The 22,420-nt window shown below is 59.7% G+C and carries 22 protein-coding genes and 1 pseudogene; 14 read left to right on the top strand and 9 right to left on the bottom strand.

The window, feature by feature from the left end:
• Window positions 1-2: 2 nt before the first annotated feature.
• The gene (gene mmuM / locus ACJ8HA_RS00100; RefSeq protein WP_442515150.1) at window positions 3-941 is read right to left on the bottom strand and encodes a homocysteine S-methyltransferase; all 939 of its coding nucleotides are present in this window, start codon (window positions 939-941) and stop codon (window positions 3-5) included.
• Window positions 931-2,340 carry an S-methylmethionine permease gene (gene mmuP, locus ACJ8HA_RS00105; RefSeq protein ID WP_025303799.1) on the bottom strand — a complete coding sequence of 470 codons (1,410 nt, stop codon included), beginning with the start codon at window positions 2,338-2,340 and terminating at the stop codon, window positions 931-933. Before mmuP ends, mmuM begins: the two co-directional genes overlap by 11 nt.
• A 177-nt stretch (window positions 2,341-2,517) precedes the next feature.
• Here mmuP and ACJ8HA_RS00110 point away from each other — a divergent pair, with 177 nt between their 5' ends.
• The 4 genes from ACJ8HA_RS00110 (at window position 2,518) to ACJ8HA_RS00125 (ending at window position 8,821) form a co-directional block, all read left to right on the top strand.
• Entirely contained in the window at window positions 2,518-3,357 is an 840-nt protein-coding gene (locus tag ACJ8HA_RS00110; RefSeq protein ID WP_049294918.1) for a ChaN family lipoprotein, read from the top strand.
• 102 nt (window positions 3,358-3,459) lie between these two features.
• Window positions 3,460-4,257, top strand: a complete 798-nt coding sequence (locus ACJ8HA_RS00115; protein WP_142591516.1) for an energy transducer TonB family protein — start codon at window positions 3,460-3,462, stop codon at window positions 4,255-4,257.
• A 54-nt stretch (window positions 4,258-4,311) separates the two neighbouring features.
• A complete protein-coding gene (locus ACJ8HA_RS00120; RefSeq protein WP_197826382.1) occupies window positions 4,312-6,438 on the top strand; it encodes a prolyl oligopeptidase family serine peptidase in 2,127 nt (708 codons plus the stop codon).
• 121 nt (window positions 6,439-6,559) lie between these two features.
• Window positions 6,560-8,821 (top strand): TonB-dependent receptor domain-containing protein, encoded by a 2,262-nt coding sequence (locus tag ACJ8HA_RS00125; RefSeq protein WP_038629812.1) that lies wholly within the window; start codon window positions 6,560-6,562, stop codon window positions 8,819-8,821.
• Between the two features lie 232 nt (window positions 8,822-9,053).
• Here ACJ8HA_RS00125 and ACJ8HA_RS00130 read toward each other — a convergent pair.
• The 6 genes and pseudogenes from ACJ8HA_RS00130 to amiA form a co-directional block, all read right to left on the bottom strand.
• Window positions 9,054-9,464, bottom strand: a pseudogene (locus ACJ8HA_RS00130) (hypothetical protein).
• A gap of 252 nt (window positions 9,465-9,716) precedes the next feature.
• A complete protein-coding gene (locus tag ACJ8HA_RS00135; protein ID WP_072271551.1) occupies window positions 9,717-10,013 on the bottom strand; it encodes a colicin Z C-terminal domain-related protein in 297 nt (98 codons plus the stop codon).
• A 65-nt stretch (window positions 10,014-10,078) separates the two neighbouring features.
• Window positions 10,079-10,282, bottom strand: coding sequence for a hypothetical protein (locus tag ACJ8HA_RS00140; RefSeq protein WP_072271550.1), 204 nt, complete (start codon window positions 10,280-10,282; stop codon window positions 10,079-10,081).
• A gap of 359 nt (window positions 10,283-10,641) precedes the next feature.
• Window positions 10,642-11,097 carry a YaiI/YqxD family protein gene (locus ACJ8HA_RS00145; RefSeq protein WP_025303794.1) on the bottom strand — a complete coding sequence of 152 codons (456 nt, stop codon included), beginning with the start codon at window positions 11,095-11,097 and terminating at the stop codon, window positions 10,642-10,644.
• Window positions 11,097-12,017: an oxygen-dependent coproporphyrinogen oxidase gene (gene hemF, locus ACJ8HA_RS00150; RefSeq protein WP_025303793.1), complete on the bottom strand. Its 921-nt coding sequence runs from the start codon at window positions 12,015-12,017 to the stop codon at window positions 11,097-11,099. The genes ACJ8HA_RS00145 and hemF overlap by 1 nt, the downstream gene beginning before the upstream one ends.
• A gap of 65 nt (window positions 12,018-12,082) precedes the next feature.
• On the bottom strand, window positions 12,083-12,964 hold the full coding sequence (gene amiA, locus ACJ8HA_RS00155; protein WP_238969555.1) for an N-acetylmuramoyl-L-alanine amidase AmiA: 882 nt from the start codon (window positions 12,962-12,964) through the stop codon (window positions 12,083-12,085).
• Window positions 12,965-13,168: 204 nt separating this feature from the next.
• Here amiA and ACJ8HA_RS00160 point away from each other — a divergent pair, with 204 nt between their 5' ends.
• Window positions 13,169-13,594 carry a GNAT family acetyltransferase gene (locus ACJ8HA_RS00160; RefSeq protein WP_004936504.1) on the top strand — a complete coding sequence of 142 codons (426 nt, stop codon included), beginning with the start codon at window positions 13,169-13,171 and terminating at the stop codon, window positions 13,592-13,594.
• 42 nt (window positions 13,595-13,636) lie between these two features.
• On the opposite strand, the gene ACJ8HA_RS00165 is transcribed toward ACJ8HA_RS00160, so the two are convergent.
• A complete protein-coding gene (locus tag ACJ8HA_RS00165) occupies window positions 13,637-14,035 on the bottom strand; it encodes a YgiW/YdeI family stress tolerance OB fold protein (protein ID WP_025303791.1) in 399 nt (132 codons plus the stop codon).
• Window positions 14,036-14,210: 175 nt separating this feature from the next.
• Here ACJ8HA_RS00165 and ACJ8HA_RS00170 point away from each other — a divergent pair, with 175 nt between their 5' ends.
• From ACJ8HA_RS00170 to ACJ8HA_RS00210, 9 genes are all read left to right on the top strand, one after another.
• The gene (locus tag ACJ8HA_RS00170; RefSeq protein ID WP_025303790.1) at window positions 14,211-14,675 is read left to right on the top strand and encodes a DUF2919 domain-containing protein; all 465 of its coding nucleotides are present in this window, start codon (window positions 14,211-14,213) and stop codon (window positions 14,673-14,675) included.
• Window positions 14,676-14,831: 156 nt separating this feature from the next.
• Entirely contained in the window at window positions 14,832-15,419 is a 588-nt protein-coding gene (locus ACJ8HA_RS00175; RefSeq protein ID WP_004936494.1) for an RpoE-regulated lipoprotein, read from the top strand.
• 182 nt (window positions 15,420-15,601) lie between these two features.
• Window positions 15,602-16,501 carry a Dyp-type peroxidase gene (locus ACJ8HA_RS00180; RefSeq protein WP_151428849.1) on the top strand — a complete coding sequence of 300 codons (900 nt, stop codon included), beginning with the start codon at window positions 15,602-15,604 and terminating at the stop codon, window positions 16,499-16,501.
• 201 nt (window positions 16,502-16,702) lie between these two features.
• A complete protein-coding gene (locus tag ACJ8HA_RS00185) occupies window positions 16,703-17,725 on the top strand; it encodes a sulfate ABC transporter substrate-binding protein (RefSeq protein WP_265536244.1) in 1,023 nt (340 codons plus the stop codon).
• Window positions 17,726-18,565, top strand: a complete 840-nt coding sequence (gene cysT, locus ACJ8HA_RS00190) for a sulfate/thiosulfate ABC transporter permease CysT (protein WP_442515151.1) — start codon at window positions 17,726-17,728, stop codon at window positions 18,563-18,565.
• Window positions 18,565-19,440, top strand: a complete 876-nt coding sequence (cysW, locus tag ACJ8HA_RS00195) for a sulfate/thiosulfate ABC transporter permease CysW (RefSeq protein WP_025303787.1) — start codon at window positions 18,565-18,567, stop codon at window positions 19,438-19,440. The genes cysT and cysW overlap by 1 nt, the downstream gene beginning before the upstream one ends.
• On the top strand, window positions 19,430-20,518 hold the full coding sequence (gene cysA / locus ACJ8HA_RS00200; protein WP_025303786.1) for a sulfate/thiosulfate ABC transporter ATP-binding protein CysA: 1,089 nt from the start codon (window positions 19,430-19,432) through the stop codon (window positions 20,516-20,518). The genes cysW and cysA overlap by 11 nt, the downstream gene beginning before the upstream one ends.
• Window positions 20,519-20,599: 81 nt before the next feature.
• The gene (gene cysM, locus ACJ8HA_RS00205) at window positions 20,600-21,481 is read left to right on the top strand and encodes a cysteine synthase CysM (protein ID WP_197826384.1); all 882 of its coding nucleotides are present in this window, start codon (window positions 20,600-20,602) and stop codon (window positions 21,479-21,481) included.
• A gap of 252 nt (window positions 21,482-21,733) precedes the next feature.
• Window positions 21,734-22,414, top strand: coding sequence for a response regulator transcription factor (locus ACJ8HA_RS00210; protein WP_025303784.1), 681 nt, complete (start codon window positions 21,734-21,736; stop codon window positions 22,412-22,414).
• The last annotated feature ends 6 nt before the right edge of the window (window positions 22,415-22,420 follow it).

Below are 22,420 nucleotides of genomic sequence, written 5' to 3' on the forward strand. Positions count from 1 at the left end.
GCTCATTTCTTGCAGCGCGCGGCGATGGCGCGAATATCCTGCGGGGTGGTGCGGCAACAGCCGCCGATCAATTGTGCGCCGAGCGCGCGCCACTCCGCCGCCTGATCGACCAGGCTGCCGTGCTCGCCGCCGCAGGCGTGCCAGGTTTTGCTGATCGCATCGTAGTGCTCCCCGGAGTTGGGGTAGATCAGCAGCGGTTTGTCGGCCAGCGCGCCCAGTTGGCGCAGCGCCGGGGCGACCTTGTCCAGCGCGATGCAGTTGATGCCGATCGCCAGTACCTGCGGATTGCCGCGCAGCGCGGACAGGACCTCCGTCAGCGGCGTGCCGTCGCTGAGATGTTGGCTGTCGCGAAGGGTGAAGGCGAACCAGGCGCCGAGCGTCGGGAACTCCTGCAGCAGCGTCAGCAGCGCCTGCAGTTCGGTGAACGACGGCAGCGTTTCGCAGGCCAGCAGATCGACGCCGGCGGCGGCCAGGGCTGCGAGGCGCGGCCGGTGGAAGGCAATCATGTCATCCTGCGCCAGCCGGTAGTCGCCGCGGTATTCCGAGCCGTCGGCCAGATAGGCGCCGTACGGGCCCACCGAACCGGCGATCAGCAGCGGCGCCGCCTGCGGGTGCGCGGCCAGATAATCGCGGCGCGCGCGTTGCGCCAGCTGCACGCTTTTGGCGATCAACGCCAGCGATTGATCCTGATCCAGGCCGCGGCGCAAGAAGCCCTGCGGCGTGGCCTGATAGCTGGCGGTGATGGCGCACTGGGCGCCGGCGTTGAAATAATCGAGGTGTATCTGATAGATAAGCTCGGGATTTTCAATCAGCACCTTGGCCGACCACAGCGGATCGGTCAGATCGCAGCCGCGCGCTTCCAGCTCGGTGGCCAGCGCGCCGTCCAGGATCAGCGTGGGGTGTTCGGCCAGCAGGCGGGCGACAGGGTTGTTAACCGACATGTTGTTCTCCCAAAGCGTTTTTTTGCCCGGCGCGCCGGGTCAGGAAATAGGTGAGGTAGCACAGGGCGACGAACGGCAGCCCGCAGTAGAGCGCGATGCGCTGCTCCGGATCGAACGCCAGCCCGATGCAGGCCAGCAGGCACAGCGCAAAGCCGAGGATCGGCGTCAGCGGGTAGCCAGGCGCGCGGTATTTCAAGCCGCTTATCGGCTGGCCGCTGCGCAGGTAGGCGCGGCGGAAAGCATAGTGGGCCGCGCAGATGCTCAGCCACACCGCCACCACCGCAAAACCGGAGATCGCCGACAGGGCAACAAACACCGTGTCCGGCGCGATCACGCTGGTCAACAGCGCCAGCACGCCGCCGAGCATGCTGAAGGTCAGGGCGTTGATCGGAATGCCACGCGCATTGACGCGCGCAAAGTAGGCCGGCAGGGTGCGCTGGTGGGCCAGCGACCACAGCATGCGCCCTGAAGCGTACAGGCCGGAGTTGGCCGCCGACAGGATGGCGGTCAGGATCACGAAGTTGAAGATATCGGCGGCGTAAGGCACGCCGATGCGTTCAAACACCAGCACGAACGGGCTTTTGACGATCCCCGCCTGATCCATCGGGATCAACGCCGCCAGCACGAAGACCGTGCCGATAAAGAACAGCATCAGGCGGATCACCGTGGTGCGGATCGCCAGCGGTACGACTTTTTCCGGGTTCTCGGTTTCACCGGCGGCAATGCCGATCAGCTCCGTGCCGGAGAAAGCGAAGTTCACCGCCACCATGGTCATCAGGATCGGCAGCGTGCCGTGCGGCAGCCAGCCGGAAGCGGTCAGGTTATGCAGGAACGGCGCCGGCGTGCCGTCTTTCATCGGCAGAAGACCGAACATGGCGGCACCGCCCAGTATGATGAACGCCAGAATGGTCACCACTTTGATCAGCGAAAACCAGAATTCGCTTTCGGCGAAAAAGCGGGTGGTCACCACGTTAAGCAGGAAAATGGCCGCGCAGAAGATCAGGCACCACAGCCACACCGGCGACTGCGGGAACCAGTACTGCATGCAGAATCCGGCGGCGGTGAGGCTGGAGCCGAGCGCCACCGTCCAGGTGAGCCAATACAGCCAGGCGACGGCATAGCCGGTGGCCGGCCCCAGATAGCGCGAAGCATAGACGTGAAAGGCGCCGGTTTCCGGCATCGCCACCGACAGTTCGCCCAGGCACAGCATCACCAGATACACCACCAGCGCGCCGATCAGGTAGGCCAGCAGCGTGCCGAGCGCGCCGGTGGTGGAGATGATGTAGCCGGTGTTGAAAAACAGCCCGGTACCGATCACGCCGCCCAGCGACAGCATCACCAGGTGCCGGGCCTTCATGCTGCGTTTGAACTGTCCTGCGGCGGGTGCCGATGGTTGCATAATAATCTATCCGTATAGACGTCTAAATATCTGAATGGCTATTGGTTATACCCGCAATGCTTTTTCAACGCAATGCGCAGCCGGCGATCGCCGCGTAAAAAAATCGTTAAGCCAAATCTATATGCAAATGATAATTATTATCTATAATGTCGCCATTTTCGATAATGGGGCAACATGATGAGATATCTGATTTTATTGGCGGCGTTGGCGCTTGGCGCCTGCAGCCAAACGCCGGTTAAGACGCCGGCCAGCGACGTCGTGAGTCTGGGTAGCATCACCGATCTGCACAGCGGCGCGACCCTGACGCCGGAGCAGCTGTTGACGCGATTGGCGCAGCAGCCGCGGGTGATCCTGGGGGAGAAGCATGACAATCCTTACCACCATCAGATTGAGCAATGGCTGGTGCAGCAGCTGCCGCAACGGCGGCCGCAGGGCAGCGTGCTGATGGAGATGATCAACCCGAACCAGCAGGCGCAGGTCGACAAGGTCAAACAGTGGCTGCAGAGCGATCCCACGGTGCGTGACGGCCGCGTAGCGGAACTGATCGCCTGGCAGCCGGGCTGGAAGTGGGAGCTGTATGGCGGGGTGACGATGGCGGCGATGCGCGCGCCTTACCCACTGTGGTCGGCCAACCTGGATCGCAGCGAGATTACGGCGTTCTATCAGCAGCCGCAGTTCCCGGCGGGGCAGCTATCGGCGCAGCCGGCGGTGCGCAAGGCGCTGGAAGAGACCATCCGCACTTCGCACGGCGGCAAGATTGAGGCCGACCAACTGCACGCGATGCTGGCGATCCAGCAGCAGCGCGATCGGCGCATGGCTGAGCGCTTGCTGGCGGCACCGACGCCCGCGTTGTTGATCGCCGGTGGCTATCACGCCGCCAAATCGGTGGGCGTGCCGCTGCACATGCGGGATCTGCAACCGGCGGCGGTGCCGACGGTGCTGATGCTGGCGGAACCGGGCGTACAGGTCGATGCGAACACCGCAGACTACCTGTGGATCACACCATCAGTGAAATGAATACGTTAAGAGAGTGAAAAGGGGTGTTAATTATAGTTGCAAATGATTATCATTAGTAAATGTGATCTGCAATCATTCGCAATTAAGCAAGCTAATGCCCCTATGTTAAGTCAGTCTTACTCCCTCCCGGCCTTTGAACTGCCGCAGCCGCGCTGGGCGCGCGGCCTGCTGCTCGCCCTGGCGGCGCACGCGGCGTTGGTGCTGCTGTTTTACTGGCCGCAGACGGCGCTGGAGCCGGTGGTGTTGCCGCCGCCGGCGGTGATGATGAGCTGGGCGGCGCAGATTGAAGCGCCGGAAAGCAAGCCGCTGCCGCTGGGCGTGCAGCAGGCGGAATCCGCCGCGGCGCAGCCCGCGGAGCAGCAGCAACAGCCGGATCTGCCCAAGCTGGCGCGCGCCGATAAAGCAAAAATCGTGACGGCGCAGAAGAAGCGCGCCGAACACCGTCCCCCGCAAAAAGCGCAGCCGAAGCCGCAGGAACAGGCCAAAGAGACGCGCAATGCCGCCGCGTCCAGCGCCGCCGCGCCGCAGGCGCAGACGATCTCCCACCAGACCGCCGCCCCGATCAACAGCGACGCCAACAGCGATGCGCAGGCCAAACTGTCGTGGGAGAGCCTGGTGAAAGGCAAACTGAACCGCATCAAGGATTACCCTTTGGATGCCCGCAGCCGGCGGCGCAGCGGCATGCCGCAGGTCAGTTTCAGCGTTGACGCGCAGGGACGGGTCTCGAACGTCATGCTGCAGGTGCGTTCCGGCACCGCGTCGCTGGATCGGGAAGCGGTGGCGGTGGTGTCGCGCGCCCAGCCGTTGCCGCCGCCGCCGCCGGAGATGCTGCAACAGGGGGCCGTCAAGGTGACGATGCCGATCGATTTCAATCTGGCGGAGCTGAATGCCCGCCGTTAATGCCCGCAGGCGCCGCATCGCCGTCGTGCGCCTTTTCAAACTTCGTGAGGGATTATGAATCCGCTGTTATTCACCCCGCGCCGTCGCATCGCGGCCGCGCTCTGGCTTTCTTTAGGCCTCGCCGGCGCCGCGCTGGCGCAACCGCAGCCGCCGTTGGCGGAACGCGCGCCGAAAGCGCTGACGGCGCATGGCGAGACGCGCACCGACGATTACTACTGGCTGCGCGACGACAGCCGAAAAGAACCGAAGGTGCTGGACTACCTGAAGGCGGAGAACCGTTATACCGAGCAGATGATGGCGCCGTACCAGAAGCTGCGCGCCACGCTGTATAAGGAGATGCTGGGCCGCATGAACCCTGACGATCGTTCGGTGCCGTATCAGCTCAACGGCTATCGCTACCAGGAAAGCTACGCCGCCGGTAAAGATTTCGCACTGTATCAGCGCCAGGCGCTCACCGCCGACGCGCCGTGGCAAACCTTGCTGGACGCCAATCAGCGCGCGGCCGGCCACGCCTATTACCGCCTGGGGGCGATGGACGTCAGCCTGGACAACCGCCGCCTGGCGGTAGCCGAAGATCTGCAGGGCCGTCGCCAATACCGCATCTCCCTGCGCGAGATAGACAGTGAGCGTTGGTCGCCGGAAACGCTGGAAAACACCTCCGGCAATATGGTGTGGGCCAACGATAACCAAACCCTGTTCTACGTGCGCAACCACCCGCAAACGCTGTTGCCATACCAGGTTTATCGCCATCAGTACGGCACGCCGACGGCGGAAGATAAGCTGGTGTACCAGGAAAACGACCCGGCGTTCTACCTCAGCCTCGGCCGCTCGTCCTCGCGCGATTACCTGATTCTGACCATCAGCGGCAACACCACCTCTGAGGTGCGCCTGATCGACGCCAACCAGCCGCAGCGCGAGCCGCAGCTGTTCGCCGCCCGGCAGAACGGCCGCGAGTATTATCTCGATCACTACCGCGGCGAGTTCTACCTGCGCTCTAACCATCAGGACCCGAACTTCGGCCTGTACCACACGGCGGCGGCGGGTAAACCCTGGCAGACGCTGATCGCGCCGCAGGCGCAGCACGAGGTGGAGAGCTTCAGCCTGTTCCGCGACTGGCTGGTGGTGCAGGAGCGCGCCAACGGGCTGGTGCAGCTGCGGCAAATCAGCTGGGACGGCAAAACCGAACGCGCCATCCCGTTCGACGACGCCAGCTACATGGCCTGGCTGGGCTATAACCCGGAGCCGGACAGCGATCGTTTGCGTTACGGCTATTCGGCGATGACCACGCCGACCCGCACCTATGAGTGGGACCTGAACAAGGGCGAGCGCACTCTGCTCAAGCAGCAGGAAGTGAAAGGCGTCGATCCGAGCCTGTATCACAGCGAGCGCATCTGGGTCGCGGCGCGCGACGGCGTGAAGGTGCCGGTATCGCTGGTGTATCGCAAGTCGCTGTTCAAGAACGGCCATAACCCGCTGTTGGTCTACGGCTATGGCGCTTACGGCATGAGCATGGATCCGGCGTTCAGCGCCAACCGCATCAGCCTGCTGGATCGCGGCTTCGTCTATGCGCTGATCCACGTGCGCGGCGGCGGCGAGCTGGGGCAGAGCTGGTACAAACAGGGCAAGCTGACGCACAAACCGAACAGTTTCAACGACTTCATCGATGCTACCCAGGCGCTGATCACAGACGGCTACGGCCAACCGGGGCGCATCTACGCCATGGGCGGCAGCGCCGGCGGATTGCTGATGGGGGCGGTGATCAATCAGGCGCCGCAGCTGTACAACGCGGTGGTGGCGCAGGTGCCGTTCGTCGACGTGGTGACCACCATGCTGGACGACAGCATTCCGCTCACTACCGGCGAATACGAGGAGTGGGGCAACCCGCACCAGCCGGCCGCCTATGCGCTGATGAAGTCCTACAGCCCGTATGACAATGTGCGCAAACAGCGTTACCCGAACCTGCTGGTCACCAGCGGTTTATACGATTCGCAGGTGCAGTATTGGGAACCGGCCAAATGGGTGGCGAAGCTGCGGCGTTTCAAACAGGGCGATTCGCTGCTGCTGCTTTCCACCGACATGACCGCCGGCCACGGTGGCAAATCGGGCCGCCTGGCGCGGCTGGAAAACGGCGCGCTGGAGTACGCCTTTATTTTGGCGGCGGACCGGCAGGCGCAGAAATAACCTTCAGCGCCGCAGCACGCTGCGGCGCAATAAAACAATAACAACCTTTTACCGCGCTTTCGGCGGGCTTTTTGCTGGGCATTGTCGGCCATCAAACCTTATTGGCTATTTCTGGGGATATATGAAAATCAAAATGATAGCGAGCCTGATCGGCGCGGGACTGGCGCTGTACGGGCAGGCTGCGGCCGCGCAGGAACAGGCGGAAAATAATAAAGGCAGCGTGGCGTTCAGCCCGCTCAACGTCTCGGCCGCCGACAGCGGCAAAAGCAGCGAAAAAGAGGCGTTGGCCCGGCCGGGCGCGTTCAGCTCGCGCGACGAAAACAAGAATCTGGAGTCGGTGGACAGCATTCTGCGCAGCATGCCGGGCACCTATACCCAGATCGATCCCAGTCAGGGGGCCGTCAGCGTCAATATTCGCGGCCTGAGCGGTTTCGGCCGGGTCAATACCATGGTCGACGGCATTACCCAGAACTATTACGGTACTTCCACGTCTGGTGTGATGTCACATGGTTCGACCAATAACCAGGCGGGGGTCTTGATAGATCCCAATTTTATCGTCGGAGTGGACGTGGCGCGCGGTGAGAACAGTGGCGGCAGCGGCGTAAATGCGTTGGCAGGCAGTGCTAACTTCCGCACAATCGGTGTCGATGATGTGATCTTTTCTGGCAATCCTTTCGGGGTGAGAACCAAATTCTCGGTCGGCAGCAACGGCATTGGCCGCAGCGGCATGATCGCCGTCGCCGGTAAGGGGCAGGCGTTTACCGATACCGGCAGCATTGGCGCGATGGCCGCGGTCAGTGGGAGCTCCATTTACTCGAACTTCAACAATGGCGACGGTATCAGCAGCGAAGATTTTGGGTACGATGAATTTATGAAGCAAAATCCCAAGTCACAGCTGTTCAAACTGGATATCAAACCGAACGAGTTCAATAGCATTGAGTTTTCCGCCAGAAACTACCAAAACCGCTTTTCTCGGCGCGATATCGATAGCCATGACCTCTACCTCAAATATCACTATGCGCCGTTTTCGGAGCTGGTGGATTTAAACCTCACCGTCAGCACCAGTAAAGGCAATCAAAAATACGACGGCGGTTCGCTGTTCACCTTCTTTAACACCAACGCGGAAAACCGCTCCGATGCGCTGGATATCAATAACACCAGCCGATTCAGCCTGCTGGATACCGATGTAGCCTTCAGCTATGGCGGCAAACTGATGCGCAACCAATACCGCAAGCATGTAGAATCGGCTATAGAGAATTCGCAGACGGCGCAGGAAGCAATAGAAAATAATACCTTTGCGCCATCCGGCGAGCAGCGAATCGGCAGTTTATATACCGGCCTGCAGCTTAACCGGGATATCTATCAGCTCGATCTCAACCTGAACTACACCAGCAACAAGCTGACCGGTTACAAGCCTGAATGCGATTATCGCGTGGAGTGCTTCCCGCAAGGGGCCGCTAGCATCAATTTGAAAGAGCAAGGGTTCAATCCTTCGGTAATGCTATCGGCACAGGTGACGCCGTGGTTGCAGCCATTCGTCAGCTACAGCAAGTCGATGCGTGCGCCGAACATTCAAGAAGTGTTCTATTCCAACTCGGGTGGCGCATCGATGAACCCGTTCCTCAAAGGTGAACGAGCGGAAACCTGGCAGGCCGGCTTCAACGCCAACGGACACGATCTGCTGGTGAAGGAAGACTCTTTACGCCTCAAGGTCGTGGGCTATACCAGTAAAGTGCGCAATTACATCTTCAGTGAATCTTACATGGTGTGCCGCAATGGACGGAAATGCAGCTATCGCGAAAATCTGGAAAACGATTGGGCCGATGCGAGCGAAGATTACTCGGACAATATGTATATCTACGTCAACTCTCTGACGCCGGTGCGTATGCATGGTGTTGAGGTTGAAGCCAACTATGATGCCGGCCGAGCCTTCGCGCGCGTCTCTTTCAGCAAACAGCACACCGAGCAGCCGACCTCCATCGCTAGCACCTATTTCGGCGCCGGGGATATCAATGAACTGCCGGACATGTACTTTACGTTGGATACCGGGGTGCGTTTTCTTGATGAATCGCTAACCGTCGGCAGCATCGTGAAATATACGGGCAAGACGCGTCGCCTGTCGCCGGATTATGAGCAGAGTGAATCGACCGGTGAAATCCTCAAGCAGGAAATGCCGAATATTCCTACCGTTATCGACCTGTACAGCACTTATCAGATCAACCGCAACGTCATGCTGAAATTCAGCGTGCAAAACGTGATGAACAAGAGCTATTCCGAGGCGTTGAACAAACTGAATATGTTGCCGATCCAAGGGGATGACGCGACGGCCGCCAACACCGCCCGTGGGCGGACTTATATCTTCGGCGGGGAGGTGCGCTTCTAAACCGCAGCGGAGAAGGGTGCAGTCATGAACTGCACCCCATAAGTTGGACGATGTGAGAGTCGTAATGGGGCCTTCGAACCTCAACTGGTGAAGAAGTACCAGATCACGCAGTCCGACGAGGTTGAGCAGAAGATTATTCGTCTCTTATGCTGAAGGTTAGGGCGTTGCTCGGAATGCCGCGCACGGTGGCGCGCGCAAAGTAGGCTGGCAGGTGGCGCTGGTGGACCAGCGGCTACAGCATGCGCCCAGAAGAATACTGGCCGGAGTTGGTCGCCGACAGGATGTTGGTCAGGATCACGAAGTTGAAGATATCGGCGGCGTAAGGCACGCCGATGTGTTCAAATACCTGCACGAAGACTGTAGAACAGCATCAGGCGGATCATCGTGGTGCGGCTCGCCAGCGCACGACTTTTTCCGGATTCTCGGTTTCACAGGCGACGATGCCGATCAGCTCCGTGCCGGAGAAGGCGAAGTTCACCGCCATCATGGTCATCAGGATAGGCAGCGTGCCGATGGTGGAAATGATGTGGCCGGTGTTGAAAAACAGTCCGATACTGATCATGTCGCCCAGCGACAGCATCGCCAGGTGCCGGGCCTTCATGCTGCGTTTGAATTGTTCAGCAGCGGGTGCCGATGGTTGCATAATAATCTAACCATATAGGCACCTAAATATCTGAATGGCTATTGGTTATACCCGCAATGCTTTTTCAATGGAATGCATAGCCGGCGGTGCTGATGCTGGCGGAGCTAGGCGTACAAGTCGATGCGAACACCGCAGACTACCTGCGGATCACACCATCAGTGAAATGAATACGTATGTAAAAATAAGTTATAAAATTAATTATAATAAAAACCCATCGGGGATTATAGAGCCCCGATGGGTTTCATTAATAAATTAAAATTGTTTTGGCAAACCAGAGTCAACCCTGAGCATTTGCCCTAAAGAGAAACTCTTTGCTTGAACCATATCTGTTCCTGTTCCATAGCATGTAATCGTCGCACTTCCTGGTGGGCCTAAAATCTCAGTGATTCTAGGACCCAACTTAGCCCATTTAACACGAATAACACAGGCCGAGGGGGCATTGGAAACCGTATCAAAGTTTACATTATATGTGATTTCGCCAGTGTGGCCACCTAGTTTCATCCAAGGCCCCCAAAACATTGGTGGTGCCCAGATAACGATTGAGCTCATAAATTCTCCTGTTTGACTTTTATCGATAGAATATAATTTTATGATTTAAAAAAATGTTATTTATTTCAATGGTTATGTTCTTCTTTCCAGTTGTCCTCATTTGATATTTCTATAATCTCAATATTTAATCCTTCTACAGCGGATGAAAAATAGCTTAGGGCTTGTTCTTTAGTTGCGATAACTTCTGAAACGCAACTGATGTCACTACCATTATTGTTTTTTAGGATAAACATAAAATAGTGTTTAGAAACCAATGTTTCATTGTTCATATAAACCTCTTATTTCCGAAATAGAACTGTAAAAGAAACTTCATTCAATGGCTGTGTATATAAACATGGTTATTTACACAGTGATTTGACTCTATCGGTTGGGCTTTGATGTGTCAATTGTTGAGAGCTATTCTCATTTGTGTGGTTGAGGAGACAAAACTTTCGGGTAATAAAGTGTCCTGATGGTGAGTCGTGGGCGTTACTGTGGGATGTAGGGAAAGAAGGCGAAATGGACCATTGCTATTTGAACGATGCGATAACCTCATCCTTTGCCGTGAAATATGTTACGTTGGATTGCGTAGTATAAAGATTGAGGCGCAGTAAGTTTTAAAGTAAAGCGCCTATTCTTGGGGAGACTCTCATTGCGCCCGTTTCGCCTGCAGCAGCCATTTGTCCAGCTCGTTGGCGAACTGCTGGCGGTCGCGCTGGTTCAGGGCATTCGGGCCGCCGGTCTGAATGCCGCTGGCGCGCAGGGTATCCATAAAATCGCGCATGTTGAGGCGCTCGCGAATGGTGTCCGGCGTATAGCGTTCGCCGCGCGGGTTCAGCGCCACCGCGCCTTTCTCTATCACCTCCGCCGCCAGCGGAATGTCGGCGGTGATCACCAGATCGCCCGCTTCACAGCGGCGCACGATCTCGTTGTCGGCCACGTCGAAGCCGGCCGCCACCTGCAGCGAACGGATGTACTTCGACGGCGGCGTGCGCAGCGGTTGGTTCGCCACCAGCGTCACGGTGATGGCGGTACGATCGGCGGCGCGGAACAGTACCTCTTTGATTACGTTCGGACAGGCGTCTGCATCGACCCAAACCTGCATCATTTCGCCTCCTGCAGCCAGTCGCGCACCGGCAGGAAATCGCGCTCCAGCGCCGCTTCCGGGCTGTCGCCTTCCGGCTGGTAGTTATACTCCCAACGCACCAGCGGCGGCATCGACATCAGAATGGACTCGGTGCGCCCGCCGGTTTGCAGCCCGAACAGCGTGCCGCGATCCCACACCAGGTTGAACTCCACGTAGCGGCCGCGGCGGTACAGCTGGAACTGGCGCTCGCGCTCGCCCCAGGTCAAGGCCTTACGTTTTTCGACGATCGGCAGGTAGGCGTCGAGGAAGCCCTGGCCCACCGCGCGGGTGAAGGCGAAGCAGTGGTCGAAGTCCGGGGTGTTCAGATCGTCGTAGAACAGGCCGCCGATGCCGCGTGCTTCGTTGCGGTGCTTGATGAAGAAGTAATCGTCGCACCACTGTTTATATTTCGGGTAGACCTCGTCGCCGAACGGCGCGCACAGATCGGCCGCGGTGCGGTGCCAGTGCACGGCATCCTCTTCGAAGCCGTAGAACGGCGTCAGATCAAAGCCGCCGCCGAACCACCACACCGGCGCTTCGCCCGGTTTTTCGGCGATGAAGAAACGCACGTTGGCGTGGCTGGTGGGCACGTAAGGGCTGAGCGGATGGATAACCAACGAGACGCCCATCGCCTGGAAGCTGCGCCCGGCCAGTTCCGGACGGTGCGCGGTGGCCGAGGCCGGCAGGGTGGCGCCGGAGACGTGCGAGAAGTTGACCCCCGCCTGTTCAAACACCGCGCCGTTGGTCAACACGCGGCTGCGGCCACCGCCGCCTTCTTCACGCGTCCATTGGTCTTCGGTGAACACGGCGCCGCCGTCGGCCTGGGCGAGCTGCGCGCAGATATGATCCTGCAGCGCCAGCAGGAAGGATTTTACTTCAGCGATGTTAGGTAAACTCATGCGGGGTCTTTATAGCGTCTGGCTGAACAAGGCGCTGAGTATACTCTTATTCGCCGCCCGCGGCATCAGCGGGGTTTGCGCTGGTGGGCGTCGAAGTAGTCGAAGAAGTTGACGATGCCGTCCGCGATGGCGCGGGCGATTTTCTCGCGAAACGCGGTGGTGCCCAGCAGCCGCTCTTCGTTCGGGTTGGTGATGAACGAGGTTTCCACCAGCACCGAGGGAATGGACGGGGATTTCAACACCGCGAACGCCGCCTGTTCGGTGCTGTCGCTGTGCAGATGGTGCACCGGGCGAATTTGGCCGAGCACGTGGCGGCCGAGCGTCAGGCTGTTGTTGATGGTGTCGGTTTGCACCAGATCGAACAGCACCTGCTGCAGGTAGTTGTCCTGATCCTTGTACTTGCCGCCCGCCACGTCGTCGGCGGCGTTTTCACGGTTGGACAGGTAGCGCGCCATGGCGCTGCTGGCGCCGCGGTTGGAGAGGGCGAACACCGAAGCGCCGGAGGCCGACGGGCTGGTAAAACCGTCGGCGTGAATCGAAATGAACAGATCGGCCTGGTGCTGGTGGGCGATCTCCACCCGCTGGAACAGCGGAATGAACTCGTCTTCTTCGCGCGTCAGGCGCGCCTCGACGTGATCGTGCTCATGCAGGAAACGGCGCACGTGGTTGGCGATTTCCAGCACGATGTGTTTTTCCTGCGAACCTTCGTGGCCGACCGCGCCGGAGTCAATGCCGCCGTGGCCGGGATCGATCATCACCCGCTTTTTGCCGCCGGCCGGTTTCGCCGCCGGTTTGCTGTGCTGATTGCGCAGCAGGCCTTCCGCCCTGGCGCTTTGGTTTTTCACGCCGAACAGCGCGACCGCCAGGCCGGAAAGCAAAAGTTGGCGTCGCGTCGGGGAAACGGCAAGCGGTTTAAAATTGAGGAATTGTTTACCCTGCTTTTTCATTACGCAACGCTCCATCGACGTTTCTATTTTGCGACGTTATATCGTATTGATAATCATTAATCGACCCGATAACTATTTCCATTTATTACGCCTGTTACCGGCGATTTCCGGGTAAATAGCGCGGTAAATCGCAGTTTGATATTGCGTAAGTGAATAATCACGCGATAATCAGATAAACACCTTAATTAACAGCGGCCAACATCGATGGAAATTCGCGTATTTCGACAAGACGACTTTGAAGAAGTCATTACCCTGTGGGAGCGCTGCGATCTGCTGCGGCCCTGGAACGATCCGGAAATGGACATCGAGCGCAAGCTGAACCACGATCCGGAGCTGTTCCTGGTGGCGGAAGTCGGCGGCGAAGTGGTCGGTTCGGTGATGGGCGGCTATGACGGCCACCGCGGCTCGGCGTATTACCTCGGGGTGCATCCCGACTATCGCGGGCGCGGCATCGCCAATGCGTTGATCAATCGTCTGGAGAAGAAGCTGATCGCCCGCGGCTGCCCGAAGATCCAGATTATGGTGCGCGAAGACAACGACACGGTGGTCGAGATGTACGAGAAGCTCGGCTACGAGATCCAGGGCATCACCAGCCTGGGCAAGCGGCTGATCGAAGATCAGGAATATTGATCGCGCGTCGGGCGGCGGTGTTGCACCGCCCGACGCAGTGCATTACGGCAGCTTTTTGACGGTTTTCACGTCCACTTCGAGGCTGTTCCAGTCTTTATCCACTTTGCCTTCCAGCTGTACCTTGTCTTTCGGCGTAACGGTTTGGCCGTTCCAGCGTTTGCGATCGATATCGACCGTCAGGGTGCCGGTGGCATCGCGGAAAGTATAGGTTTCGTCGCCGATGCGCTGCTCGATGTTGCCCTGCAGCATCACCCAGGTGTCGTCGCTCAGCGATTTCACCTTGTCCACGGTGGTCAGCGCTGCGCTGGGGCCGGCGAAACCACCTTGTGCGGTGGTTTGCGTTTGGGCCTGCGGCGCGGCCGGATCGAGGAACCCGCCTTGTTGCGCCAGTACCGGTGCGCTGCACAGCGCGATCAGAGCGGCCAGAGTCAGTTTTTTCATGTTGCGCTTCCTTATTGTTATCGAAAATCACATCCCGCTGATATCGGGTTGCTTGCTTAGTGATAAGCATTAAAACACGCCGATCTTAAGAGCTTCTTAAGCCGACATATTGAAATTCCCATCGCCGGCGCCCATCTGTAGCCATAGTCTTTATTCTGTTGGCAAGGAACGATCGTTGAAGCCATTCTCACCCCGGTTTTCCCCGGACGATTACGACCAGCACGGCGCGCTGCGACTGCCGCTGGGATTTTGGGCCGTGCTGATTCTGCAGGCGCGCACCTGGCTGCTGTTCGTGATGGCCGGCGTTTCGCGTGAACAGGGCGAAAGCTTGCTGGCGCTGTTTTATCCGGATACCCAACGTTTTTGGTACGGCATGTTGCTCGGCTTGCCGGCAGCGCTGGCGTTTTTGCTGAGCGGCCGTCGCCATCAATGGCCGCGGCTGTGGCGCGGCTGGCGCTGGGGGCTGGTTATCTCCGTGCTGGCGTCGCTCTGCGGCGCGTTGTTCAGCCTGTGGCGCCAGGACGGCGATGCGCCGGGGCTGGAACTGACGCTGGCGCTGCTCGATGCGCTCGCGCTGAGCTATCTGCTGTTGAATGCGCGTCTGAAAGCCTGTTTCGCGCCGGCGGAGCACGCCGACTAATTGCCGAGAAGTGCGGCACTTTTCGCATTTTCCGCACTCCAAGCTGGCAACCGTTGGCGTAGTGCGGGCCGTTGTGAGAGGCTGGCACGCAGCAAAACGCCGAGTGCGGCAGGGGCGGGTTACCGCCCCGTGCCATTGATGTTTAAGGAGCTAGAGATGAATATTCGCCCCCTGCTGTTAGGGCTTCCGCTGTTATTGACCGGCTGTTCGAGCATGTCCAATTTCTCCTGGTCCAGCCTGTCGCCGTTCAACTGGTTCGGCAGCAGCCTGGAGGTCGGCGCCAAGGGCGTCGGCAAGCTCAACGCCGGCACGCCGATGTCGGAAAGCGCCATCAACGACGGGCTGGACGGCAACTACCGTCTGCGCGGCGGCATGGCGACCAACAACGGCCAGATCGTCTCTTACTACCAGGCGCTGTCCGGCGACGAGGTGAAGCTGGTGATCACCGGCGAACCGAAGGGGCGCCTGCAGCGGGTGGACGTGCTGGATCCGAAAGTGGCGACGGAGTGGGGCAACAAGCTCGGCACGCCGTTCGGCGACATGTACAGCAAGGCGTTCGGCTCCTGTAAACCGGGCAGCGGCGAAGACGCCGGTAAAGTGGAGTGCGTGGCGGAGCAGAGCAAGTACGTCACCTACATCTTCAGCGGCAAGTGGGCCGGGGCGCAGGATATCATTCCGCCGGACGACACCCTGAAAAGTTGGACGGTCAGCAAAATCATCTGGCACGCCAAGCCGCAGCAGTAATGCGTTCAACGGGCGCCGGTTCGCGGCGCCTGCCTTTTCAAGCCATTACCCCTATTTTCTTTGCGCTGCTGCAAGGCAATCGCCCGTGCTTGCGGTATGATAGCGCGCGTTTGTAACAGGGAACCCGCGCGTCAACCGCCATACCTTACCTGTTGCCGGATTCTGGTATTGAGGATAACAACATGACACAGGTTCAGAGCGGTATTCTGCTGGAGCATTGCCGTTTCGCCATTTTTATGGAAGCCACCGTACAGGGCGAATTCGCCGACTTGCGCCAGGGCTGCAAGCAGTTTTGTCAGACGCTGAGCGAGCTGCAGCAGCAGTTTCCCGATGCGCGCCTCGGCGCGGTGATCGCTTTCGGCTACGACGTTTGGCACGATCTCTCCAGCGGCCAGGGTGCGAAAGAGCTGAAGCCGTTCACGCCGCTCGGCAAAGGGCTGGCGCCGGCCACCCAACGCGATATGCTGATCCACATCCAGTCGCTGCGTCACGACGTCAACTTCACGCTGGCGCAGGCTGCGTTGGCGGCGTTCGGCAACGCCATCAAGATTGAAGAGGAAACCCACGGTTTCCGTTGGGTGGAAGAGCGCGATCTGAGCGGCTTCATCGACGGTACTGAAAACCCGCAGGGCGATCAGCGCCCGGCAGTGGCGACGATCGCCGAAGGCGAAGAGGACGCAGGCGGCAGCTACGTGCTGGTGCAACGCTACGAGCACAATCTGCGCCAGTGGCAGCGTTTTACCACCGAGCAACAGGAGCAGATCATCGGCCGTACCAAGCACGACAGCGAAGAGCTGCCGGCCGATCAGCGCCCGGATACCTCGCACGTCAGCCGCGTCGATCTGAAAGAGAATGGCAAGGGCCTGAAAATTCTGCGCCAGAGCCTGCCTTACGGCACCGCCAGCGGCAAGCATGGCCTGTTCTTCATTGCCTATTGCGCGCGCCTGCACAATATCGAGCAGCAGCTGCTGAGCATGTTCGGCGATCTGGACGGTAAACGCGACGCGATGCTGCGTTTCAGTCGTGCGGTCACCGGCAGCTACTACTTTGCGCCATCGCTGACGCGCCTGCTGTCACTTTGACGCCGTTGCTGAAGCCGGCGCGCCCGGCTTCGGCCCGTTTTTCCGCCCCTAAAACGCCTCGCATTCCCTGCCTTATAGCGTTTGATGCTTGTAAATCACTAAACGGTATATAAAAGCGTTACAGCTCCGCACCGAGTTATAAATACACTGGTCGTCAATAAGGCGAAAGCCTGAAGGAATGACTCAGTGATAAGGTGCAGAATGAAACAAAACCGGGTTAAAAATCTCGTGCTGAAAGGTTGGCTGGCGGCTGCGCTGTTGGCGAGCGGCGCCGCGTCGGCGGCGGAATTGCTGAACAGCTCTTATGACGTTTCCCGTGAATTGTTCGTCGCGCTGAATCCCGGCTTTGAACAGCAGTGGAATCAGCAGCATCCGAACGACAAGCTGACCATCAAACAATCGCACGCCGGCTCCTCGAAGCAGGCGCTGGCGATCCTGCAGGGCCTGCGGGCCGACGTGGTGACGTACAACCAGGTCACCGACGTGCAGATCCTGCACGATCGCGGTCAGCTGATCCCGGCGGACTGGCAGGCGCGCCTGCCGAACAACAGCTCGCCGTTCTATTCCACCATGGCGTTTCTGGTGCGCAAGGACAACCCGAAGGGCATCCACACCTGGAACGATCTGGTGCGTGACGACGTGAAACTGGTGTTCCCGAACCCGAAAACCTCCGGCAACGGCCGTTACACCTATCTGGCCGCCTGGGGCGCCGCCAGCCAGGCCGACGGCAATGATGCGGCCAAGACTCGCGCCTTCATGACCCGTTTCCTGAAGAACGTGCTGGTGTTCGATACCGGCGGCCGCGGCGCGACCACCACCTTCGTCGAGCGCGGTTTGGGCGACGTGCTGATCAGCTTCGAGTCCGAAGTGAACAACATCCGCAAGCAATACGGTGAAGACAAGTACGACGTGATCGTGCCGCCGGTCGATATTCTGGCGGAGTTCCCGGTGGCCTGGGTCGATAAAAACGTCGAGCGCAACGGCACCGAACAGGCGGCCAAAGCCTATCTGAACTATCTCTACAGCCCGGCGGCGCAGCAGGTGATCACCAGCTTCTACTACCGCGTGTATGACCAGAAAGCGATGGCGGCGGCCAAGGGGCAATTCCCGGACACCCAACTGTTCCGGGTGGAAGATCAATTTGGCGGCTGGCCGCAGGTGATGAAAACCCATTTCGCCACCGGCGGCGAGCTGGATCAGCTGTTAGCGGCAGGGCGCAAGTAAATGTTGGCGTTGTCGTCCAGTAAGCGGGTGCTGCCCGGATTTGGCCTCAGCCTCGGCAGCAGCCTGTTTTATACCTGTTTGATCCTGCTGCTGCCGCTCAGTGCGTTGGTGATGCAGCTGGCGCAGATGAGCCTGGCGCAATATTGGGAAGTGATAGCCAACCCGCAGGTGGTGGCGGCGTATAAAGTGACGCTGCTGGCGGCCGGCGTTGCCAGCCTGTTCAATGCGGTGTTCGGCATGCTGATGGCCTGGATCCTGACGCGCTACCGTTTTCCCGGCCGTTCGCTGCTGGATGGCCTGATCGATCTGCCGTTCGCGCTGCCGACGGCGGTGGCCGGCCTGACGCTGGCGGGGCTGTTTTCTAACACCGGCTGGTACGGTCAGTGGCTGGCGCACTTCGACATCAAGGTTACCTTTACCTGGCTCGGGATCGCGGTAGCGATGGCGTTCACCAGCCTGCCGTTTGTGGTGCGCACCGTGCAGCCGGTGCTGGAAGAGCTGGGGCCGGAATACGAAGAGGCGGCCGAGACGCTGGGCGCCACGCGCTGGCAGAGTTTTCGCCGCGTGGTGCTGCCCGAGGTGGCGCCGGCACTGCTGGCCGGCACCGCCATCTCCTTTACCCGTAGCCTGGGCGAGTTCGGCGCGGTGATTTTCATCGCCGGCAACATCGCCTGGAAGACGGAAGTGACCTCGCTGATGATTTTTGTGCGTTTGCAGGAGTTCGATTACCCGGCGGCCAGCGCCATCGCCTCGGTGATCCTGGCGGCGTCGCTGCTGCTGCTGTTCAGCATTAACGTATTGCAAAGCCGCTTCGGCAGACGTTTGGGAGGAGGGCACTGATGGCTGATGTTTCCGCCTTCAACGGCGCCGAGCGCCCACGCGTTAACTGGGGCAAGTGGACGCTGATCGCCATCGGAACGCTGTTCTCGGTGCTGCTGCTGGTGGTGCCGATGATGTCGATTTTCGCCGAGGCCTTTTCCAAAGGATTCGGCGCGATGTGGAGCAACTTGCTCGATCCGGACATGCTGCACGCCATTTGGCTGACGGTCTTGATCGCGCTGATTACCGTGCCGTTTAACCTGGTGTTCGGCACGTTGCTGGCGTGGCTGGTGACGCGTTTCACCTTCCCCGGCCGCCAGCTGCTGCTGACGCTGATCGATATCCCGTTCGCCGTTTCACCGGTGGTGGCGGGGCTGATTTACCTGCTGTTTTACGGCAGCAACGGCCTGCTGGGCGGCTGGCTGGATGCGCATAACATCCAGATCATGTTCTCCTGGCCGGGCATGGTGTTGGTGACTATTTTCGTCACCTGTCCCTTCGTGGTGCGCGAGCTGGTGCCGATGATGCTCAGCCAGGGCAGCCAGGAAGACGAGGCCGCCATTCTGCTGGGGGCGTCCGGCTGGCAGATGTTCCGCCGCGTGACGCTGCCCAACATTCGCTGGGCGCTGCTGTATGGCGTGGTGCTGACCAACGCACGCGCCATCGGCGAGTTCGGCGCGGTGTCGGTGGTGTCCGGTTCGATTCGCGGCGAAACCTACAGTCTGCCGCTGCAGGTCGAGCTGTTGCAGCAGGATTACAACACCGTCGGTTCCTTTACCGCTGCCGCGCTATTGACCCTGATGGCGATCGTTACCCTATTTTTGAAGAGTGCGCTGCAGTGGCGTCTGGAACGTCAAAACGCGCGTCTCGAGCGGGAGGAAAATCATGAGCATTGAGATTAACGGCATCAACAAGTACTTCGGTCGCACCAAGGTATTGAACGATATCTCGCTCGATATTGCTTCCGGCGAGATGGTGGCGCTGCTCGGGCCGTCCGGTTCCGGCAAGACCACGCTGCTGCGCATCATCGCCGGGCTGGAAAGCCAGAGCGGCGGCAAGCTGGGCTTCCACGGCACCGACGTCAGCCACATGCATGCACGCGACAGGCGCGTGGGTTTCGTGTTTCAGCACTATGCGCTGTTCCGCCACATGACGGTGTTCGACAACATCGCCTTCGGCCTGACCGTGCTGCCACGCCGCGAGCGGCCGAACGCCGCGGCGATCAAACAGAAAGTCACTCAGTTGCTGGACATGGTGCAGCTTGGCCATTTGGCCAATCGCTACCCGTCGCAGCTGTCCGGCGGCCAGAAACAGCGCGTGGCGCTGGCGCGCGCCCTGGCGGTGGAACCGCAAATTCTGCTGCTGGACGAGCCGTTTGGCGCGCTGGATGCGCAGGTGCGTAAAGAGCTGCGTCGCTGGCTGCGCCAACTGCACGAAGAGCTGAAGTTCACCAGCGTATTCGTCACCCACGATCAGGAAGAAGCGATGGAAGTGGCCGACCGCATCGTGGTGATGAGCCAGGGTAATATCGAACAGGTTGGCTCGCCGGAGGAGATTATGCGCGAGCCGGCCAGCCGCTTCGTGCTGGAATTCATGGGGGAAGTGAACCGCCTGAACGGCGAAATTCGCGGCTCCCAGCTGTTCGTCGGCGCGCATCAGTGGCCGCTGTCGTTCCAGCCGATGCACCAGGGCAGCGTCGATCTGTTCCTGCGCCCGTGGGAAATGGAAGTGGCGACCGAAAGCAGCGAACGTTGCCCGCTGCCGGTTCAGGTGCTGGAAGTCAGCCCGCGCGGCCATTTCTGGCAGCTGACGGTGCAGCCGATCGGCTGGCATCAGGAACCGATCAGCATAGTGCTGCCGGAAGGCAACGCCACGCCGGTGCGCGGCGGCCGTTATTACGTCGGCAGCCTCAATGCGCGGCTGTATGCCGGCGATCAACTGCTGCAACCTGTTGCGTTAGCCAAAAGCGCCTGATAGGTTTTAACAGCCCTTTTTTTCAAGGCAACCCCAGGGTTGCCTTTTTACTTTACGCACACCAACACACAGGCAAAGATCGTGACAACGCTCGAACAATGCATCGGGAATACCCCGCTGGTAAAACTGCAACGGCTGGCCGCCCAGGCGGGCAGCGAAGTATGGGTCAAACTGGAAGGCAATAACCCGGCGGGATCGGTGAAGGATCGCGCCGCGTTGGCGATGATCCAGCAGGCGGAGCTGCGCGGGGAGATCAAGCCCGGCGACGTGCTGATCGAGGCTACCAGCGGCAACACCGGCATTGCACTGGCGATGATCGCTGCATTGAAAGGCTATACGCTGAAGCTGCTGATGCCGGAGAACATGAGCCTGGAACGGCAGGCGGCGATGCGCGCCTACGGTGCGGAACTGATCCTGGTCAGCCGTGAGCAGGGGATGGAAGGGGCGCGCGATCTGGCGTTGGAGATGCAGCGCCAGGGGCAGGGCAAGGTGCTGGATCAGTTTAACAATCTCGACAATCCTTATGCCCACTTCACCACCACTGGCCCGGAGATCTGGCGCCAGACCGAAGGGCGCATCACGCACTTCGTTTCCAGCATGGGCACCACCGGCACCATTACCGGCGTGGGCGGTTACCTGAAGAGCCAGAATCCGCAGGTGCAGATCGTCGGCCTGCAGCCGGCGGAGGGCAGCAACATCCCCGGCATTCGCCGTTGGTCGCCTGCTTACCTGCCGGGGATTTTCCGCCCGGAGCTGGTGGATCAGGTGTTGGATATCGAACAGGGCGATGCCGAGCAGACCATGCGCCAGTTGGCGCAGCGTGAAGGCATTTTCTGCGGCGTCAGCTCCGGCGGTGCGGTAGCCGGCGCCTTGCGCATCGCGGCGGCCCACCCTGGCAGCGTCGTGGTGGCGATCGTTTGCGATCGCGGCGACCGTTACCTCTCTACCGGCGTGTTCGACTGATCGCTCCTTCCCGGCGGTGTGTTCCGTCGGGAGAATCTTTCCCCCTTTCCTTTCGACAGACGGCAGCCCCGCTTGCGTGGTAGCTGCCGCTTGCTCGTGCGCCAATGCCATGACTGAAGTAGAGAAATTGCGCGGCAGCGGCCACAATAACGGTGGCGAGACGCAAAGAGCGATGTGTAAGGATTGAGTAAAACCGGCTGCGGGCCGGCGGAATTGGCGGGAAAATAACGAAAATCGGTGAAGGAGCAAGGCATGAAAATTTTACTGGTCGACGATGACCTGGAGCTTGGCACCATGCTGAGCGAATACCTGACCGGCGAAGGCTTCGATGCCACGCTAGTGCTGACGGGCAAGGCGGGGGTAGAGGGCGCGCTGTCGGGCGACTATACCGCGATGATCCTCGACATCATGCTGCCGGACATGAGCGGCATTGACGTGCTGCGGGACGTACGTAAAAAGAGCCGGCTGCCGATCATCATGCTGACCGCCAAAGGTGACAACATCGATCGGGTGATTGGCCTGGAGATGGGCGCCGACGATTACATGCCCAAACCGTGCTACCCGCGCGAATTGGTGGCGCGTCTGCGCGCGGTGCTGCGCCGTTTCGAAGAGCGGCCGCAAGAGGCGGACGACGAAGCCGCTATCAGCTTCGGCGAGCTGACGTTGAACCCTTCAACCCGCAGCAGCGAATGGCGCGGTAAGGCGTTTGATCTGACCGCTTCGGAATTCAATCTGTTGGAGCTGTTGCTGCGCGCGCCGGATCGCGTGGTGTCGAAGGACGAGCTGTCCGAGAAGGGGCTGGGGCGCCCGCGTGAGGCCTATGACCGCAGCGTGGACGTGCACATCAGCAATATTCGCCAGAAGCTGAGCGCGTTGGCCGGCAGTAAGCTCAGCATCGAGACGGTGCGCAGCATCGGCTATCGCATCCGGTAACCTGAT

Origin of the sequence: Serratia sp. CY33802 (genome assembly GCF_052169095.1) — a bacterium.
Taxonomy (GTDB): domain Bacteria; phylum Pseudomonadota; class Gammaproteobacteria; order Enterobacterales; family Enterobacteriaceae; genus Serratia; species Serratia bockelmannii.

Bases quoted from the DNA above. Each gene is read 5' to 3' on its own strand.
- mmuM (WP_442515150.1), bottom strand. From the start codon at position 941: ATGTCGGTTAACAACCCTGTCGCCCGCCTGCTGGCCGAACACCCCACG.
- mmuP (WP_025303799.1), bottom strand. From the start codon at position 2,340: ATGCAACCATCGGCACCCGCCGCAGGACAGTTCAAACGCAGCATGAAG.
- ACJ8HA_RS00110 (WP_049294918.1), top strand. From the start codon at position 2,518: ATGAGATATCTGATTTTATTGGCGGCGTTGGCGCTTGGCGCCTGCAGC.
- ACJ8HA_RS00115 (WP_142591516.1), top strand. From the start codon at position 3,460: ATGTTAAGTCAGTCTTACTCCCTCCCGGCCTTTGAACTGCCGCAGCCG.
- ACJ8HA_RS00120 (WP_197826382.1), top strand. From the start codon at position 4,312: ATGAATCCGCTGTTATTCACCCCGCGCCGTCGCATCGCGGCCGCGCTC.
- ACJ8HA_RS00125 (WP_038629812.1), top strand. From the start codon at position 6,560: ATGAAAATCAAAATGATAGCGAGCCTGATCGGCGCGGGACTGGCGCTG.
- ACJ8HA_RS00135 (WP_072271551.1), bottom strand. From the start codon at position 10,013: ATGAGCTCAATCGTTATCTGGGCACCACCAATGTTTTGGGGGCCTTGG.
- ACJ8HA_RS00140 (WP_072271550.1), bottom strand. From the start codon at position 10,282: ATGAACAATGAAACATTGGTTTCTAAACACTATTTTATGTTTATCCTA.
- ACJ8HA_RS00145 (WP_025303794.1), bottom strand. From the start codon at position 11,097: ATGCAGGTTTGGGTCGATGCAGACGCCTGTCCGAACGTAATCAAAGAG.
- hemF (WP_025303793.1), bottom strand. From the start codon at position 12,017: ATGAGTTTACCTAACATCGCTGAAGTAAAATCCTTCCTGCTGGCGCTG.
- amiA (WP_238969555.1), bottom strand. From the start codon at position 12,964: ATGAAAAAGCAGGGTAAACAATTCCTCAATTTTAAACCGCTTGCCGTT.
- ACJ8HA_RS00160 (WP_004936504.1), top strand. From the start codon at position 13,169: ATGGAAATTCGCGTATTTCGACAAGACGACTTTGAAGAAGTCATTACC.
- ACJ8HA_RS00165 (WP_025303791.1), bottom strand. From the start codon at position 14,035: ATGAAAAAACTGACTCTGGCCGCTCTGATCGCGCTGTGCAGCGCACCG.
- ACJ8HA_RS00175 (WP_004936494.1), top strand. From the start codon at position 14,832: ATGAATATTCGCCCCCTGCTGTTAGGGCTTCCGCTGTTATTGACCGGC.
- ACJ8HA_RS00180 (WP_151428849.1), top strand. From the start codon at position 15,602: ATGACACAGGTTCAGAGCGGTATTCTGCTGGAGCATTGCCGTTTCGCC.
- ACJ8HA_RS00185 (WP_265536244.1), top strand. From the start codon at position 16,703: ATGAAACAAAACCGGGTTAAAAATCTCGTGCTGAAAGGTTGGCTGGCG.
- cysT (WP_442515151.1), top strand. From the start codon at position 17,726: ATGTTGGCGTTGTCGTCCAGTAAGCGGGTGCTGCCCGGATTTGGCCTC.
- cysW (WP_025303787.1), top strand. From the start codon at position 18,565: ATGGCTGATGTTTCCGCCTTCAACGGCGCCGAGCGCCCACGCGTTAAC.
- cysA (WP_025303786.1), top strand. From the start codon at position 19,430: ATGAGCATTGAGATTAACGGCATCAACAAGTACTTCGGTCGCACCAAG.
- ACJ8HA_RS00210 (WP_025303784.1), top strand. From the start codon at position 21,734: ATGAAAATTTTACTGGTCGACGATGACCTGGAGCTTGGCACCATGCTG.